The organism is Croceibacterium aestuarii, from assembly GCF_030657335.1.
GTDB classification, from domain to species: domain Bacteria; phylum Pseudomonadota; class Alphaproteobacteria; order Sphingomonadales; family Sphingomonadaceae; genus Croceibacterium_B; species Croceibacterium_B aestuarii.
The window spans coordinates 3,257,577-3,271,572 of sequence record NZ_CP131039.1; the positions used below are offsets into that span (position 1 = coordinate 3,257,577).

General features: G+C 65.1%; 11 protein-coding genes. 9 read left to right on the plus strand and 2 right to left on the minus strand.

Annotated features, from left to right (window positions below; all coding sequences use genetic code 11):
• Positions 1-110 precede the first annotated feature (110 nt).
• Genes Q7I88_RS16095 through Q7I88_RS16115 form a run of 5 tightly spaced genes read left to right on the plus strand, consistent with a single transcriptional unit; the run spans position 111 to position 8,083 of the window.
• A complete protein-coding gene (locus tag Q7I88_RS16095) occupies positions 111-2,084 on the plus strand; it encodes a pyrroloquinoline quinone-dependent dehydrogenase (protein ID WP_305096921.1) in 1,974 nt (657 codons plus the stop codon).
• The gene (locus Q7I88_RS16100; protein WP_305096922.1) at positions 2,081-3,115 is read left to right on the plus strand and encodes a hypothetical protein; all 1,035 of its coding nucleotides are present in this window, start codon (positions 2,081-2,083) and stop codon (positions 3,113-3,115) included. Before Q7I88_RS16095 ends, Q7I88_RS16100 begins: the two co-directional genes overlap by 4 nt.
• Positions 3,112-4,272, plus strand: coding sequence for a hypothetical protein (locus Q7I88_RS16105; protein ID WP_305096923.1), 1,161 nt, complete (start codon positions 3,112-3,114; stop codon positions 4,270-4,272). The genes Q7I88_RS16100 and Q7I88_RS16105 overlap by 4 nt, the downstream gene beginning before the upstream one ends.
• A complete protein-coding gene (locus tag Q7I88_RS16110) occupies positions 4,269-5,942 on the plus strand; it encodes a carboxylesterase/lipase family protein (RefSeq protein WP_305096924.1) in 1,674 nt (557 codons plus the stop codon). Before Q7I88_RS16105 ends, Q7I88_RS16110 begins: the two co-directional genes overlap by 4 nt.
• 29 nt (positions 5,943-5,971) lie before the next feature.
• Positions 5,972-8,083 carry an outer membrane protein assembly factor BamB family protein gene (locus Q7I88_RS16115; protein WP_305096925.1) on the plus strand — a complete coding sequence of 704 codons (2,112 nt, stop codon included), beginning with the start codon at positions 5,972-5,974 and terminating at the stop codon, positions 8,081-8,083.
• Between the two features lie 51 nt (positions 8,084-8,134).
• Here Q7I88_RS16115 and Q7I88_RS16120 read toward each other — a convergent pair whose 3' ends face one another.
• Together Q7I88_RS16120 and Q7I88_RS16125 are read right to left on the minus strand one after the other, a co-directional pair.
• Complete coding sequence (locus Q7I88_RS16120) at positions 8,135-8,650, minus strand: DUF6644 family protein (RefSeq protein WP_305096926.1); 516 nt, start codon at positions 8,648-8,650, stop codon at positions 8,135-8,137.
• Positions 8,651-8,660: 10 nt separating this feature from the next.
• Positions 8,661-9,188, minus strand: a complete 528-nt coding sequence (locus Q7I88_RS16125; RefSeq protein WP_305096927.1) for a DUF6644 family protein — start codon at positions 9,186-9,188, stop codon at positions 8,661-8,663.
• A gap of 435 nt (positions 9,189-9,623) precedes the next feature.
• On the opposite strand from Q7I88_RS16125, the gene Q7I88_RS16130 reads away from it, so the two are divergent.
• The 4 genes from Q7I88_RS16130 to Q7I88_RS16145 all read left to right on the plus strand — a co-directional run bounded on the left by Q7I88_RS16130 (position 9,624) and on the right by Q7I88_RS16145 (position 13,995).
• Entirely contained in the window at positions 9,624-11,564 is a 1,941-nt protein-coding gene (locus tag Q7I88_RS16130; RefSeq protein WP_305096928.1) for an outer membrane protein assembly factor BamB family protein, read from the plus strand.
• A 38-nt stretch (positions 11,565-11,602) separates the two neighbouring features.
• Positions 11,603-12,424: a hypothetical protein gene (locus Q7I88_RS16135; RefSeq protein ID WP_305096929.1), complete on the plus strand. Its 822-nt coding sequence runs from the start codon at positions 11,603-11,605 to the stop codon at positions 12,422-12,424.
• Between the two features lie 51 nt (positions 12,425-12,475).
• Positions 12,476-12,898: a DUF6152 family protein gene (locus Q7I88_RS16140; protein ID WP_305096930.1), complete on the plus strand. Its 423-nt coding sequence runs from the start codon at positions 12,476-12,478 to the stop codon at positions 12,896-12,898.
• Between the two features lie 212 nt (positions 12,899-13,110).
• A complete protein-coding gene (locus Q7I88_RS16145) occupies positions 13,111-13,995 on the plus strand; it encodes a class II fructose-bisphosphate aldolase (RefSeq protein WP_305096931.1) in 885 nt (294 codons plus the stop codon).
• The last annotated feature ends 1 nt before the right edge of the window (position 13,996 follow it).

Consider the following 13,996-nt stretch of genomic DNA (forward strand, 5'->3'; position numbering starts at 1 on the left):
TTCCCCCACTCGCGTCCAAATTTTCGGATTTTGTCAACGAAAAGGCGATTCCGCCCTTGTTGTCTGCGCCGAGTCTCGGCTAGGTTGCGACCGGGAGATTACGTTTCATCATGACGTCTGGGGCAAATTTGAAAACCAACCGCAATTCGCCGCGCCGTGGGCGCAGCTTCGTCGTCGCGTGCGCCGCGGCCCTGCTCGCCTCGGCCTGTACCGCCACCGGCGGCACCTCCAACATGGCGTCGGCCAGCGCGGACACCGCGACCAGCTTCGACTACGCGACCTGGGATTCCTATCTCGGCGGCGCGGATTCGTCGCAATATTCCTCTGCAGCGCAGATCGACACCGGCAACGTCGGCCAGCTCGAAGTGGCATGGACCTACGACCTCGGCCCTGGCCAGGCACCACAATTCAATCCGGTCAAGATCGGCAACACGCTTTACCTGATGAACGGCGGCGCACTGGTGGCGCTCGACGCCGCGACCGGCGCAGAGAAGTGGACGAAGGACTACGGCGGCCGGGTCGGCGTGCGCGGCATGAACTACTGGCAAAGTGCCGACGGCACGGACCGCAGGTTGCTGTTCCTCAACGACGGGATGCTGCGCGCGGTCAATGCCGATAACGGCGAACCGATCGCCGGCTTCGGCACCGATGGCAAGGTCGACATCCGCACCGGGCTCGAGCCGAACAAGATGCCCGAGCGCCCGCTGATGACCAACAATCCGGGCCGGATCTACAAGAACACCATCATCGTCTCGCTGCCCGCCGCAGCCTACGATTTCGCTTCCGCCCCGGCCGACATCCACGCCTACGACGTGCGCACCGGCGCGCTGAAATGGGTCTTCCACACCGTACCCGAGAAGGGCGAATTCGGTTACGAGACATGGCCCGAGAAGGATCACGAAAAGTTCGGCGGCGTGCACAACTGGTCGGAATCGACCGTCGACGAAAAGCTCGGTCTGGCCTTCATTCCGACCGGCACCGCGCGCTACGATTTCTACGGCGGCAACCGCGAAGGCAACAACCTGTTCGCCAACTCGATCGTGGCGCTCGATGCGGAAACCGGCAAGCGCGTCTGGCACTTTCAGGTCCTGCACCATGACTTGTGGGACTGGGACATTCCCCAGGCGCCCAAGCTGATGACGATCCACAAGGACGGGAAGGACATTCCGGTCCTGATCCAGGCGACCAAGTTCGGGTACATCTACGTGCTCGACCGGCGCACCGGCAAGCCGGTCTGGCCGATCGAGGAAAAGCCGGTCCCCGCCTCCGACGTGCCGGGCGAGAAGGCCTCGCCCACCCAGCCGGTCCCGACCTGGCCCGAACCGTTCGCGCGGCAGGGCAAGTTCACGCCGGACATGATCAACCCGTATATCTCGGAAGAAGATCAGGCCAAACTGCGCGAGATGCTCAAGACGGCGCGCAACGAAGGCATGTATACCCCGCCGAGCCTCGGCACGGGGTCGATCTCGTTCCCCGGTCACAACGGCGGCGCCAACTGGGGTTCGTCCGCGGTGGACCCGGTCAAGAAACGCTTCTTCGTCGTTTCGAAGCAGATGCCGACGCTCGACACTCTTGTTCTCGACGAACGGCCCGAGGCCCAGGCGGCGATGCCCAACGGTGGCGGCGACGTGAAGCCCTACAAGTCGGGCGTCAACTTCCTGCTGCAATCCAACGGGTTGCCGGCCGTCAACCCGCCGTGGTCGAAGATCACCGCCTACGACATGGAGACCGGCAAGAAGATCTGGGATCTGCCCAACGGCGAAGTCATGATGCTGGCCGAAAAGGGCATTCACGATACCGGCAGCACGGCGCCGCGCGGCGGCCCGGTGGCGACCGCCGGCGGCCTCGTCTTCGTCGGCACCTCGTCCGACCGCAAGGTCCGGGCGCGCGACGCCGCGACCGGCAAGGTCCTGTGGGAGCACCAGCTCGACGCGGCCAGCGAGGGCGTGCCGATCGTCTACACCGAGGGCGGCAAGGAATATGTCGTCTTCCCGGTCGGCGGCGACGGGCTGTTCCCGCCCAAGCTCGGCCAGCCCAAGCCCGGCCCCAACCGCTACGTCGCCTTCGCGCTGCCCGGCAAATGAAACTGAAACCGTTCCTTGCCGCGGCCGTGATCGCCTGCGCGGCCGCGGGGCCCTTGCCTGCACTTGCGCAGGACGATCTCACTGTGCTGCCGCCGGCGCAGAACGGTTATCAGCCGGCGAAGACCGAGTGGGGCGAGCCGGACATCAGCGGCGGCTGGCCGATCGACCATCTCAACGGCCGGACCCCGCTGCTGCGTGACCCGAAGGACGGCAACCGCATCTTTCTGACCGAGGAAGAATTCGCCGAGCGGGCCGAGCAGGTCAGGGTCCTCGCCAAGCGCTACGAGACCGAGGACAGCGAGGGCAAGATGGGCATCGGCCACTGGGCCGAGGTGGCCGCCGCCAATCGCCGGACCAGCTGGATCGTCAGCCCGAGCAACGGCCGCCTGCCGCCCTTCACCGAAGAGGGCAAGCGCCTGTCCGACGCGATGCGGTCGAGCTGGCGGCGCGGCCAGGCGTTCGACTGGCCGACCGATTTCGACACCTGGGACCGCTGCATCACCCGCGGTTTGCCGGCCTCGATGTTCCCGGTGATGTACAACAACGGGATCCGCGTTTTCCAGGCGCCCGGCATCGTCGCCATCCAGCTCGAGATGGTGCACGAAACGCGCATCATCCCGACCGACGGCAGTCCGCCCATTCCCCGCCAGATCGACCTGTGGCTGGGGGAAAGCCGCGGGCACTGGGAAGACGGCAACACGCTGGTTGTCGAAACCACCAACTTCAAGCCGGGCCCGTCGATAACCAACATCGGGACGACCGGCTCGCCGCCGGAGAACGACACACCGCTCAGCCCACAGGCCAGACTGGTGGAACGCTTCACCATGACCGGCCCGGATTCGATCGTCTACGACATGACCTGGACCGACCCGGTGGTCTTCACCGCCCCGTGGTCGGCCCGTCTCGACTGGGTGAGGGACGACGACTTCTCGATTTTCGAGTATGCCTGCACCGAGGGCAACGAACAGATCCGCAATTACATCAACGTATCGCGCCAAGATCGGGCGCAAGAAGGGGAGAGTTCCCAATGATCCGCAAGACAACGTTTCGCTTCGCCGCTGCGACGGCGCTCCTTGCCGCCACCGCCATGGGCGGCGCGGCGATCGCTCAGCAGGCGGTAGCCGACCCGACCAAGCTGCAGCCGATCCCCGACGATTACACCCCGACGAAGACCGCGTGGGGCGATCCGGATTTCACCGGCACCTGGCCGATCGACAACATCGCCAGCATCTTCTTCACCCGCATGGACCGCTTCGGTGACCGCTTCTACCTGACCCCGGAAGAGCTCGCCGAGCGTGCCAAGCAGGCCGATGCCTCGGCCGAGCGCTATGCCGAGGAAGACAAACAGGGCAAGATCGGCATGGGCCACTGGGTCGAATCCGACGCCAACGGCAGCCAGACCGCGTTCCTGATCGATCCGCCGGACGGCAAGCTGCCCCCCTTCACCCCCGAAGCGGAGGCGGCGTACAAGGCCGGCCGTTCGAGCTGGAACCAGCATCCGTTCGACTGGGTCAGCGATTTCGACACCTGGGACCGCTGCATCACCCGCGGCTTCCCGGCCTCGATGTTCCCGTTCCGCTACAACAACGGCATCCGCATCGAGCAGGGCCCGGGCACCGTCGTGGTCGACCTTGAGATGATCCACGATTCGCGCATCATCCCGGTCGTCTCGAAGGACAAGTGGGCCGCGCTGCAGAAGACCCGCTGGCCGGCCAACGTGCGCACCTGGATGGGCCAGTCGCTCGGCTATTGGGAAGACAAGAACACGCTGGTGGTCGAGACGACCAACATCAAGGCCGGCAGCAGCGTCCCCGGCGACGGCTATGACCGCGGCCCGAGCCCGCTCAACATGGCGACGATGGGCGTTCCGCCGAACAACACCATCCCGACCAGCGAAGAGGCCAAGGTGACCGAACGCTTCACCATGACCGGCCCGGATTCGATCGTCTACGAAGTGACCTATTCGGATCCCAAGGTCTTCACCAAGCCGTGGACGGCGCGCCTGCCGTGGACGCGCAACGACGATTACGCGTTCTACGAATATGCCTGCCACGAAGGCGACGTGCAGGTCCGCAACTACATCAACTCCTCGCGGGCCGAACGCGGGCTCAAGACCAGCCTGGTCGGCGCCCACGATTCCGAGGATCGCGTCGGCGAGGGTCTGAGCGAGGCCGGGGGCGTTCAGTGAGCGCAGCACGCTTGCGGTTCGCCGCAGCCGCCGCTCCCATGGCGCTGGCTCTAGCGGCCGGCGCCATGGCGCTCGCTCCGAGCGCGGCGGTCGCGGCCGAGGGACCGATGGCCCAGCCGGTCAAGACCAAGCAGGGCATGGTCAAGGGTACGGCGGCCGAGGTTGCCGGCGTGACGGTGTTCAAGGGCATACCTTTCGCCGCCCCGCCCATCGGCAACCTGCGCTTCATGCCGGCCCAGCCGCCCAAGCCATGGGACGGCGTGCTCGATGGTTCGAAGTGGGGCAACACCTGCATCCAGCCGCCGGCACCCAACCGTCCGATCGGCGTCAACCAAGCGACCGACATGCCCGATTCCCCGCCGATGAGCGAGGACTGCCTCAACCTCAATGTCTGGACCCCGGCCAAGAGTTCGGGCGCCAAGCTTCCGGTGATGGTGTGGTTCTACGGCGGCGCCTATGCCGAAGGCGGCGGTTCGATGCCCTTCGCCAATGGCAGCAAGCTTGCCAGCAAGGGCGTGATCGTCGTCTCGATGAATTACCGCGTCGGCCCGTTCGGCTTTCTCTCGCAGCCAGAGCTGACCGCGCAGTCGCCGCACGACGCTTCGGGCAACCAGGCGCTGTCCGATGCCATCGCTGCGCTCGAATGGGTAAAGGCCAACATCGCCGCATTCGGCGGTGACCCGAACAACGTGACGATATTCGGCCAGTCGGCCGGTGCCGTCGTGTCGGCTGCGCTGGTCGGCTCGCCGGTGGCCAAGGGACTGTTCGACAACGCCATCTCGCAAAGCGGCGCCTGGGCCGGCTTGACTGCCGCCAAGATGGTCACGCGCGAGCAGGCCGAAGCGCAGACGGCTGCGGCGATGGACAAGGCCGGGCTCAAGTCGCTGGCCGACTTGCAGGCGCTTCCAGCGGATCAAGTGGCCGCCAAGCTGGGGCGCGCGCAGGGCATCATCGTCGATGGCTGGATCGTGCCCGAGGACCTCTCGATCACGTTCGCCGAAGGTCGCCAGAACAAGGTCGACGTACTGGTCGGCTCGAACGGCGGAGAAGGCGCCAGCTTCGCTTTCGGGGCCGGTCCGAAGGTCACCGTCGACAGTTGGAAGGCCGGCGCCGTGCAGCGTTGGCGCGACCTCGCGCAACTCGGGCTGATGGCCTATCCGGCGACCACCGACGCGCAGGCGGCGGAATTCTCGACCCGCCCGTTCACCGACGGCATCGCCTGGTTCATGCACCACTTTGCCACCGAACAAGCGAAGATCGGCAAGGACGCCTATCTCTACCAGTTCGTGCACAACCCGCCGGCGGCCGAAGGCAAGCCGAGCGGCGGCCCGACCCACGCGTCGGAGCTGGCCTATGTCTTCAACAATCTCGACAAGCCGCGCGAAGTGCCGGACCCGAGCTCTCCGGAAGTCGCCAGCAAGAGCGCGCCGGACATCAAGCTGGCGGACCAGATGGCGACATACTGGACCAACTTCGCCAAGACCGGGAATCCGAATGGGCCCGGCCTGCCCAAATGGCCGCAGGTGACGAAGATGGGTGAAGGCGAAGCGTTCCTGCTCGACGTCAACCCGCACACCGGCGAGGCGATGACCGAACCGCAGGTCGAACTCTACGAAGCGATCTTCAATCGCGATATTGCCGCGCCGCTGGGTATCGAACGCGTCAAATAAGCGCACGAGAATAGGGAGATAGATCGGTCATGTCGCACGCACATCGGGGGCGGCGCTGGCCGCTCCTCCTCTCTGCGGCTGTACTCGCCGCCATCGGGACCGCATCGATCGCGCAAGGTCTGGCGAGTTTTTCCGACCAGGCCGAAGCGGGCAAGGAGGCCTACGCCAAGCATTGCGCAGCATGCCATGGCGCCCAGTTGCAGGGCCAGATCGCACGGGGGCTCAAGGGCGATGCATTTCTCGGCCAATGGGGCAAGGGATCGGCGACTGTTGCCGACCTGAGCACATACATTCGCGAGAACATGCCGCCGGGTCAGGGCGGCAGCTTGCCGGATCAAACCTACACCGACCTGGTCGCCTTCATCATGGAGGAGAACGGCGCCGAGCATGCAGGACCGCTCGCGCCGGATGAGGATCTCTCCCAGGTCACCTTGCCCGCGCCAACGGTCGACGCCGCAGTCGGCGGACTTTCCACGCGCCTCTACCCGCTGCCGCCGGGGCCGCCGATCGCAGACCCGCTGAAGAACTACACCCCGGTGACCGAGGACTTGCTTGCCAATCCGCCCGCCGACGAATGGCCGGCTTGGCGCCGCAGCCACCTCGGACGCGGCTATTCGCCGCTCGACCAGATCGACACCGGCAACGTCGCCAAGCTGACGGTCGCTTGGGCGCAGGCGCTGCCCGCGGGCAACACGATGAACGAACCGCTGGTGCACAATGGCGTGCTCTACGTGTTCGGATATGGCGATCAGGTCTTCGCCTTCGACGCGGCGAGCGGGCGCATGCTGTGGCGCTACCAGCGCAAGCTGCCCGAAGGCACGGCGCTCACGTCGCACAAGACGATCGCGCTCTATGGCGACAACCTCTACACCGCGACCTCCGACAACAAGATGATCGCGCTCGACGCCCGGACCGGAAAGCTGGTCTGGGAAACGCCGCTGACCGACCGCGAGGGCCTGCGCAACCCGGGCGGCCCGCTGGCCGCCGACGGGGTCATCATGCAGGGCATGGCCAGCCAGGCACCCGGCGGCGGGATCATCACTGCCTTCGACGCCGCGACCGGCAAGCATCTCTGGACCTTCGAGACCGTGGCCAAGGAAGGCCAGCCGGGCGGCGACACCTGGAACGGCGAGCCTTCGGCCGATCGCAAGGGCGGCTCGGTGTGGACCTCGGGCAGCTACGACCCGGTCAACAAGCTGGCGCTGTGGGGCGTGGGCAACACTTACGACACCGCGCCGCTGCGCGACCTCAAGCCGGGCATGAACAACGATGCGCTGTTCACCGAGAGCACGCTGGCGTTCGACCCGCACACCGGCAAGCTCGTCTGGTACTACCAGCACAACCGCAACGATCAGTACGACCTCGACTGGGTCTTCGACCGCGTGCTCGGCACGCTCGAGGTCGGCGGCCAGACCCAGCGGGTGGTTGTTACCGGCGGCAAGAGCGGCCTGTTCGACATGCTCGACGCCAAGACCGGCAAGTACCTCAAGACCTACGACATGGGCATCCAGGACTATATCGACCGCATCGACCCGGTGACCGGCGACAAGCACGTTAAGCCCGAGAAGACCCCGGGCCGCGACAAGGGGCCGGTTTTCATGTGCCCGCACGGGGGCGGCGGGCGCAACTGGAGCCCGACCTCGTGGAACCCGGAGACCAAGGCGTTCTTCGTCAACGCGCGCGACGTCTGCACCGATCTCACGCCGACGTCCGGCCCCGGGCTGCTCAGCACCGGCGTCAATGCGGTCTACGCCCCGCCGCCCGATGGCGACGGCAAGTACGGCGTGCTGCAGGCGATCGATCTGCAGAGCGGCAAGTTGCTGTGGGAAACGCGCCGCCGGCAAACGCCCGACATGGGCATCCTGACCACCGGCGGCGGGCTGCTGTTCACCGGGTGGATGGACCGCCAGTTCGTCGCCTACGACCAGAAGACCGGCAAGCAGCTGTGGAGCACCGGCGTCACCGGCGTGCCCAACGCCTCGGCCATCACCTATGCCATCGACGGCAAGCAATATGTCGCCATGGTCACCGGAGTCGGCAACCCGCTGTCGTTCGGCATCCCCGACGTAATCCCCGAAACGCAGTTGCCGCCGGTCACCAGCGCTGCGGTCTACGTCTTCGCACTGCCCGACGGCGAATAGCAAAAGGGCCGGCGCAGCGGCCGGCCCTTCGTTTTTCCGTTTCCGAGGCGCTCAGCCGAAGATGCCGAGCGTAAAGCCGATCGCGCGGCCGAAGAACACCACGAGTATCCACGAGATCAGCGATAGCGTGGCCGCGACCTTGACCGCGACCGGCATCGAGGCGTCGCGGTCCCAGTGCTCGACCGTGCGCCATGTGATGAAATGGAAGTACATCATGTTGAGCCCGGCGAAGACGATCATGACCATCTTGCGGATGAACCATGGGTTGTCGACGTAGCTGCTCGCCTTGCTGGTGAACAGCAGCAGGCCGGTGATCGCCGCGCAGACGAAGGCGCCCCAGGTCCACGGCAGGGTGTCCTTCGCAGTGGCCGTGACGGCGAACTTGTTCGACGTCCAGCCGAGCATGCGCAGGTCCATCACGAAGATCGTGCCCAGCACGATGACGAACGAGATGACGTGCAGGGTCTCGAGCGTCGGGAACATCCACGTCGACTCGGCAATCGTGGTGCCGAGGCCGGAATATTCGATAGATTCCCAGATGTTGGTCGGTTCGGGATACATCGACATTGAAAACTCCTCAGACCGGCGCGTAGGCGATCCAGCGACCGCACAGCATGATGACGCACCACAAAACGAAGATGAACACGGCGCCGCCCTTGGTGCCGGCGGTAATCGTCCCGCCTGTCGCGAGCCGCCCCATGACGCCGCGATGGAACCACAGGCTCGCCAGGATTGCGACGACGACGAGGACCATCTTGATCCAGAAGATCGGGTTGATCAGCTCGCGGATCGGCTCTGCTGTGATCATGCCGAGGCCGCTGATGATCAGCACGAGCAGCGCCCACCAGATCCACCGCGTATAGCGCCGCTCCGTTTCGGCGAAGGTGCGGTCGGTCCCGGCCCAGCCAAAGATGCGCAAGTTGATCATCAGGACCGCGCCGAAGGCGGCGGCGATCGACAGGATGTGGATCACCTGCAAGGTCGGGATCGCCCAGAAGTGGGTGACCAGCCACATGCTCAGCGACGTGTCGGAGATCCATAGCGAGAAGTCGACGAGGAACGTCGTCCTCAGCCACTCCGTAAAACTGAATAACAGGTCACTCATTGGAAACGTCTTCCCTCTTCCCTTGCCACTTGGCACCCGTGCCGCGAGTGGCGGACTTCTTCCCGCTTGCCGAGTTAATTACGGTAACCGGCAGTTACATACCTTGCGGTGGGCTGCATTCGAAACCCCGTTAGAAAACCCGGTATCCCAGAGCGCATGTCCGGCGCGAGGTAGCACCTTTTTGACCCTGTCAACAAGTGCTATACCGGTATATGCCCCAAGGCCGCCCCGATCGGGCAAGTCCGCAGTCAGCCGCAATGTCGATTTTGCCCCCTCCCGGCCGAAGCTCTCTCTCACCCTACCTTCTGCCGCGCATCATTCTTGAGCGACAGGGCATTGTCAAAGGCCCTAACCCACATTAGGACTAAGTCAACAAAAGGATATGCCGGATCGAGGATTCGGGGATATCCGTGGTGCTCGAGGGGCCTGTAAGAGATGCGCAAAATCGCGAAATTCGGGCTGGCGTCCGGTCTGGCCTGCATGGCGGCCATGGGCGTTCTCGCGCCGGTCGAAGCACAATCGGGCAAGGCCGCCGCGAATCGCGCGGGCGCCTCTGCAGTGCCCGCGGGCGATTGGCGCACCATCAACCGCGATCTCAGCTCGGATCGCTTTTCGCCGCTGGACGAGATCAACAAGACCAACGTCGCCGACCTGCAGCAGACGTGGTCTTACCCGCTCAAGGGATTCAACAGCGTCGTGCCGCTGGTCATCGGCGGAACGATGTACGTCAGTGTCGGCACCCGGGTCGTGGCCCTCGACGCCGATACCGGCAAGGAAATCTGGGTTTACGAAGAGCCCAAGGGCAGTGGTCCGGGCGGCGGGATGTCGGGTCGCGGGGTCGCCTACTGGCCGGGCAAGAAGGGCATGGCGCCGCGCATCGTGGTGATGGCCGGATCGCGCATGCTCGAACTCGATGCCGCGACCGGCAAGAAGGTGGCGAGCTTCGGCAATGGCGGCGAAATCGACGTGTCGATCGCCTACGGCGGCGTGCCGACCATCAGCGGCGATGTCGCGATCATCGGCGCCGCCTCGCTCGAAAGCCCGCAGGGCAACCCCGGCAACCCGCGTGCCTACGATGTAGTAACCGGCAAGAAGCTGTGGGAATTCGACACCACGCCTGATGCCGGGAAGCCATTCAGCGACACTTGGGGCGAAGGCTGGAAGGATCGCGGGGGCACCAACATGTGGGGCTTCCAGGCGACCGTCGACGAGAGCACCGGAACCGCCTACCTGCCGATTGCCGGACCGGCCCACAATTATTACGGCGGCGATCGCCCCGGATCCAACGTGTTCGGCAACTCGGTTGTCGCCGTCGATCTCAAGACTGGCGCCTACAAGTGGCATTTTCAGACTGTGCACCACGATCTGTGGGACATCGACATGAGCTATGCCGGTCCGCTGTTCACGGTCGATGCGCCCGACGGCAAGCAGCACAAGGTCATCGCCAACGTCGGCAAGAACAGCATGTTCTTCGTGCTCGACGCCGCCGACGGCAAGCCGGTCCTGCCGGTTGAGGAACGCCCGGTTCCGCCCGGCGACGTGCCCGGAGAATACTATAGTCCGACACAGCCCTTCCCTGTCGTTACCCCGCCGCTGAGCCGCGTCGAGATGACCTATCAGGACATGGTTACGCCGGAAGATACGACGCCCGAGCATGTCGCGGCCTGCCGCGATCTGTGGCAGAAGGCGGGCGGCTTCTTCAACGCCGGTCCCTTCACCCCGTTCATGTTCAAGGCTGCCGACGCGCCGCCACGCTCGACGATCCAGTTTCCCGGTGGGACCGGCGGCGTCAACTGGGGCGGTACCACGGTCAATCCACGCACCGGGGTGGTCTTCGCCAACGCGCAGGACGGGTCGCTGGTCGGCTGGGTCGAGAAGGTGGTGGGCGACAAGCCGTACAGCTTCGATGCTTCGATCGCGCCCGAATACGATCGCGCCTTCATCGACGGCGTCGGACCGTTTCACAGCTTCACCGCGCCGATCTCGGGCAAGTATGACGACAAGGGCCGCCCCGTCGGCCCGCAGGCGCCGTGCTACAAGCCCCCGTGGGCGACGCTGACCGCGGTCGACGCCAACACCGGCAAGATCAAGTGGGCGGTTCCGCTCGGCCTCAACGAGGGCCTGCCCGCGGGCAAGCAGCTGGTCGGCAACTCCGGCAGCGCAGGCCCGACCGCGACCGCCGGCGGCCTCGTGTTCATCGGCGCGACCAACGACAAGCGCTTCCGCGCCTTCGACCAGGATACCGGCAAACAGCTGTGGGAGGCCGCGCTGCCGGGCAACGCCAACGCCAACCCGATGAGCTACCGCGGCAAGAGCGGTAAGCAATACGTCGCAATCAACGCAGGCGGCACGATTGTCGCCTACGCGCTTCGCTGATAAGGCGAAGGGCTGAAGTAAGAGAGGGAAATACTGGGATGGGAAACTTTCTTAAGGTGGCCGCTGCCGCGGCGTGTTTCGTATCTTCGGTGGCTGTGTCCGCTCAGGATCCGGCCACGATCAACGGGCACCCGAACATCAACGGCATCTGGCAGGCCGTGAACGAGGCCAAGTGGGACCTCGAGCCGCACTCGGCGGCAACCCAGCCGAACCGCGAGGCCGAACGCGCCATCGGTGCGCAAGCGGCGATCCCGGCCAGCCTCGGCGTCGTCCAGGGTGGTGAGATTCCCTACACGGCAGACGCTCGCAAGGCGCGCGACGAAAAGCGCTCCAGCGGTCTCGATCCGGAAAAGGCCTGTTATCTCCCGGGCATCCCGCGGGCGACCTACATGGGCTATCCGTTCCAGATCGTGCAGGGCGGCGGCGACATCCTGATGGCCTACGAATACGCTTCGGCCAATCGCGTGATCGAGGTCGGCGACGTCGGCATCCCGCCGATCGATACCTGGATGGGGACCTCCTACGGCAAGTGGGAAGGCAACACCCTGGTCGTGACCACGCTCAGCCAGAACGGGGAGACGTGGCTCGACCGCGCCGGCAACTACCTGGCCCCTACCACGACCGTGATCGAACGGTTCACGCCCCGCGGCCCGAACGTGATGGATTACTCGGTGACGTTCGAAGATCCGAACCTCTACACGAAGCCGTGGACAATAAAGATGCCGCTTTACAGGCGGATGGAGGAGAACGCCCAGCTGCTCGAGTTCAAGTGCGTGCCGTTCGCCGAGATGTACCTCTACGGCGATCTCTACGACACGATGGACGCCGAAGCGAAGAAGCGGCTGGGACTGGAAGACTGACGGGGCGGCACGTCGCCGCGCCTGAACTGACGTACTAAGGAGTAGAAGGACATGCGTATCAAGACCTGGCGCAACGCCGTTATCGGCACCGTGCTGGCGGTCAGCGCGGCGGGCGCGGCAATTGCCCACCACTCGTTCGCCGCCGAGTTCGACCGTAACAAGCCGATCAAGCTGGAAGGCTCGGTGGTCAAGTTCGAGTGGGTCAACCCGCACTCGTGGATCCACATCAAGACTGCCAACGGCCAGACCTGGCGCGTCGAGGGCGGCGCTCCCTCGGCGCTGCTGCGCCGCGGCTGGAACCGCAACTCGCTGCCCGCCGGCACCAAGATCATCGTCCAGGCCTTCCAGGCCCGCGACGGCGACACCCGGGCCAGCGCCGCGGAAATCAGCTTCCCCGACGGCCGCGAACTCTCGCTCGGCAACCCGACGACCGAAGCGGTCGCCGCCGCCGCCAAACGCGCCGAAGGCAACTGAGCCGGATCGTCCGCCCGCGGCGCCAGCGGCGCCGCCGGGCGGAAGCAGGAGTGCCGTGGCCGCCAGCGGCCGCGGCATTTTTGTTGCAAATAGGTCTGTGCCGCGCTGCCGCGCCGGGGCCGACGGACAAGACTCACGCGGCCTGCTGAGCTAGGCTGCGCGACGACGAATCGCCCCTTTCAACGCGGGCGGTTGCAAGGAGAATTGGCACTATGCCACTGGTGAACATGAAACCGCTGCTGCGCCACGCGATGGACAACGGCTATGCCGTCGCGGCGTTCAATCTGGTCGATTACGGCACGACCAAAGCGATGGTCGCGGCAGCCGAAGAGCTCAACGCCCCGGTCATCTGTCAGACCAGCGCCAAGACCATCCAGTACTGGAGCCACCGCGAAATCGTCTCGTGGGTGCATACCGTCGCCGACGATTCCGCGGTCCCGGTCGTGCTTCACCTCGACCACTGCAAGGACCTGGCGATGATCGAGGCTTGCGCCAAGGCCGGCTGGACCTCGATCATGATCGATGCCTCGAGCCTGCCGTTCGAGGAGAACCTCGAGATTTCCAAGCGCGTTCGCGACATCGCCGAAAAGTACGGCGTGGGAATGGAGGCCGAACTCGGCCAGATCATGGGTGTCGAGGACGACATGCACGTCGCCGAAGAGGACTCGGTCCTGACCGACCCGGACGACGCCAAGACATTCTGCGACGCGCTCGACCTCAGCGCCTTTGCCTGTGCCGTCGGCACCGCGCACGGGTTCTACAAGGGCGAACCGAAGGTCGATTTCGACCGCATCGCGGCGATCAACAAGGCGACCAACACGCCCATGGCGCTCCACGGCGGCACCGGCCTGTCGGACGAAACCTTCAGCAAGGCGATCGCCCGCGGCAGCGCCAAGGTGAACATCTCGACGAACCTCAAGCACGTCTTCGTCGACAGCTTCGTCCAGTACACCAAGGACAAGCCCGGCGACTACGAACCGCTGCGAGTTATCGATGCCCAGTACCAGGCCTGCAAGGAGCTGTTCGCAGGTTTCATCGAGAAGTTCGGCGGCAAGGATCAGGCTCCGGTCTTCATGGCGAAGCATCCCCGGGGCTGAC

Excerpts from the sequence above, each read along its gene's own strand:
- Q7I88_RS16095 (WP_305096921.1), top strand. The coding sequence starts at position 111 with ATGACGTCTGGGGCAAATTTGAAAACCAACCGCAATTCGCCGCGCCGT.
- Q7I88_RS16100 (WP_305096922.1), top strand. The coding sequence starts at position 2,081 with ATGAAACTGAAACCGTTCCTTGCCGCGGCCGTGATCGCCTGCGCGGCC.
- Q7I88_RS16105 (WP_305096923.1), top strand. The coding sequence starts at position 3,112 with ATGATCCGCAAGACAACGTTTCGCTTCGCCGCTGCGACGGCGCTCCTT.
- Q7I88_RS16115 (WP_305096925.1), top strand. The coding sequence starts at position 5,972 with ATGTCGCACGCACATCGGGGGCGGCGCTGGCCGCTCCTCCTCTCTGCG.
- Q7I88_RS16120 (WP_305096926.1), bottom strand. The coding sequence starts at position 8,650 with ATGTCGATGTATCCCGAACCGACCAACATCTGGGAATCTATCGAATAT.
- Q7I88_RS16125 (WP_305096927.1), bottom strand. The coding sequence starts at position 9,188 with ATGAGTGACCTGTTATTCAGTTTTACGGAGTGGCTGAGGACGACGTTC.
- Q7I88_RS16130 (WP_305096928.1), top strand. The coding sequence starts at position 9,624 with ATGCGCAAAATCGCGAAATTCGGGCTGGCGTCCGGTCTGGCCTGCATG.
- Q7I88_RS16135 (WP_305096929.1), top strand. The coding sequence starts at position 11,603 with ATGGGAAACTTTCTTAAGGTGGCCGCTGCCGCGGCGTGTTTCGTATCT.
- Q7I88_RS16140 (WP_305096930.1), top strand. The coding sequence starts at position 12,476 with ATGCGTATCAAGACCTGGCGCAACGCCGTTATCGGCACCGTGCTGGCG.
- Q7I88_RS16145 (WP_305096931.1), top strand. The coding sequence starts at position 13,111 with ATGCCACTGGTGAACATGAAACCGCTGCTGCGCCACGCGATGGACAAC.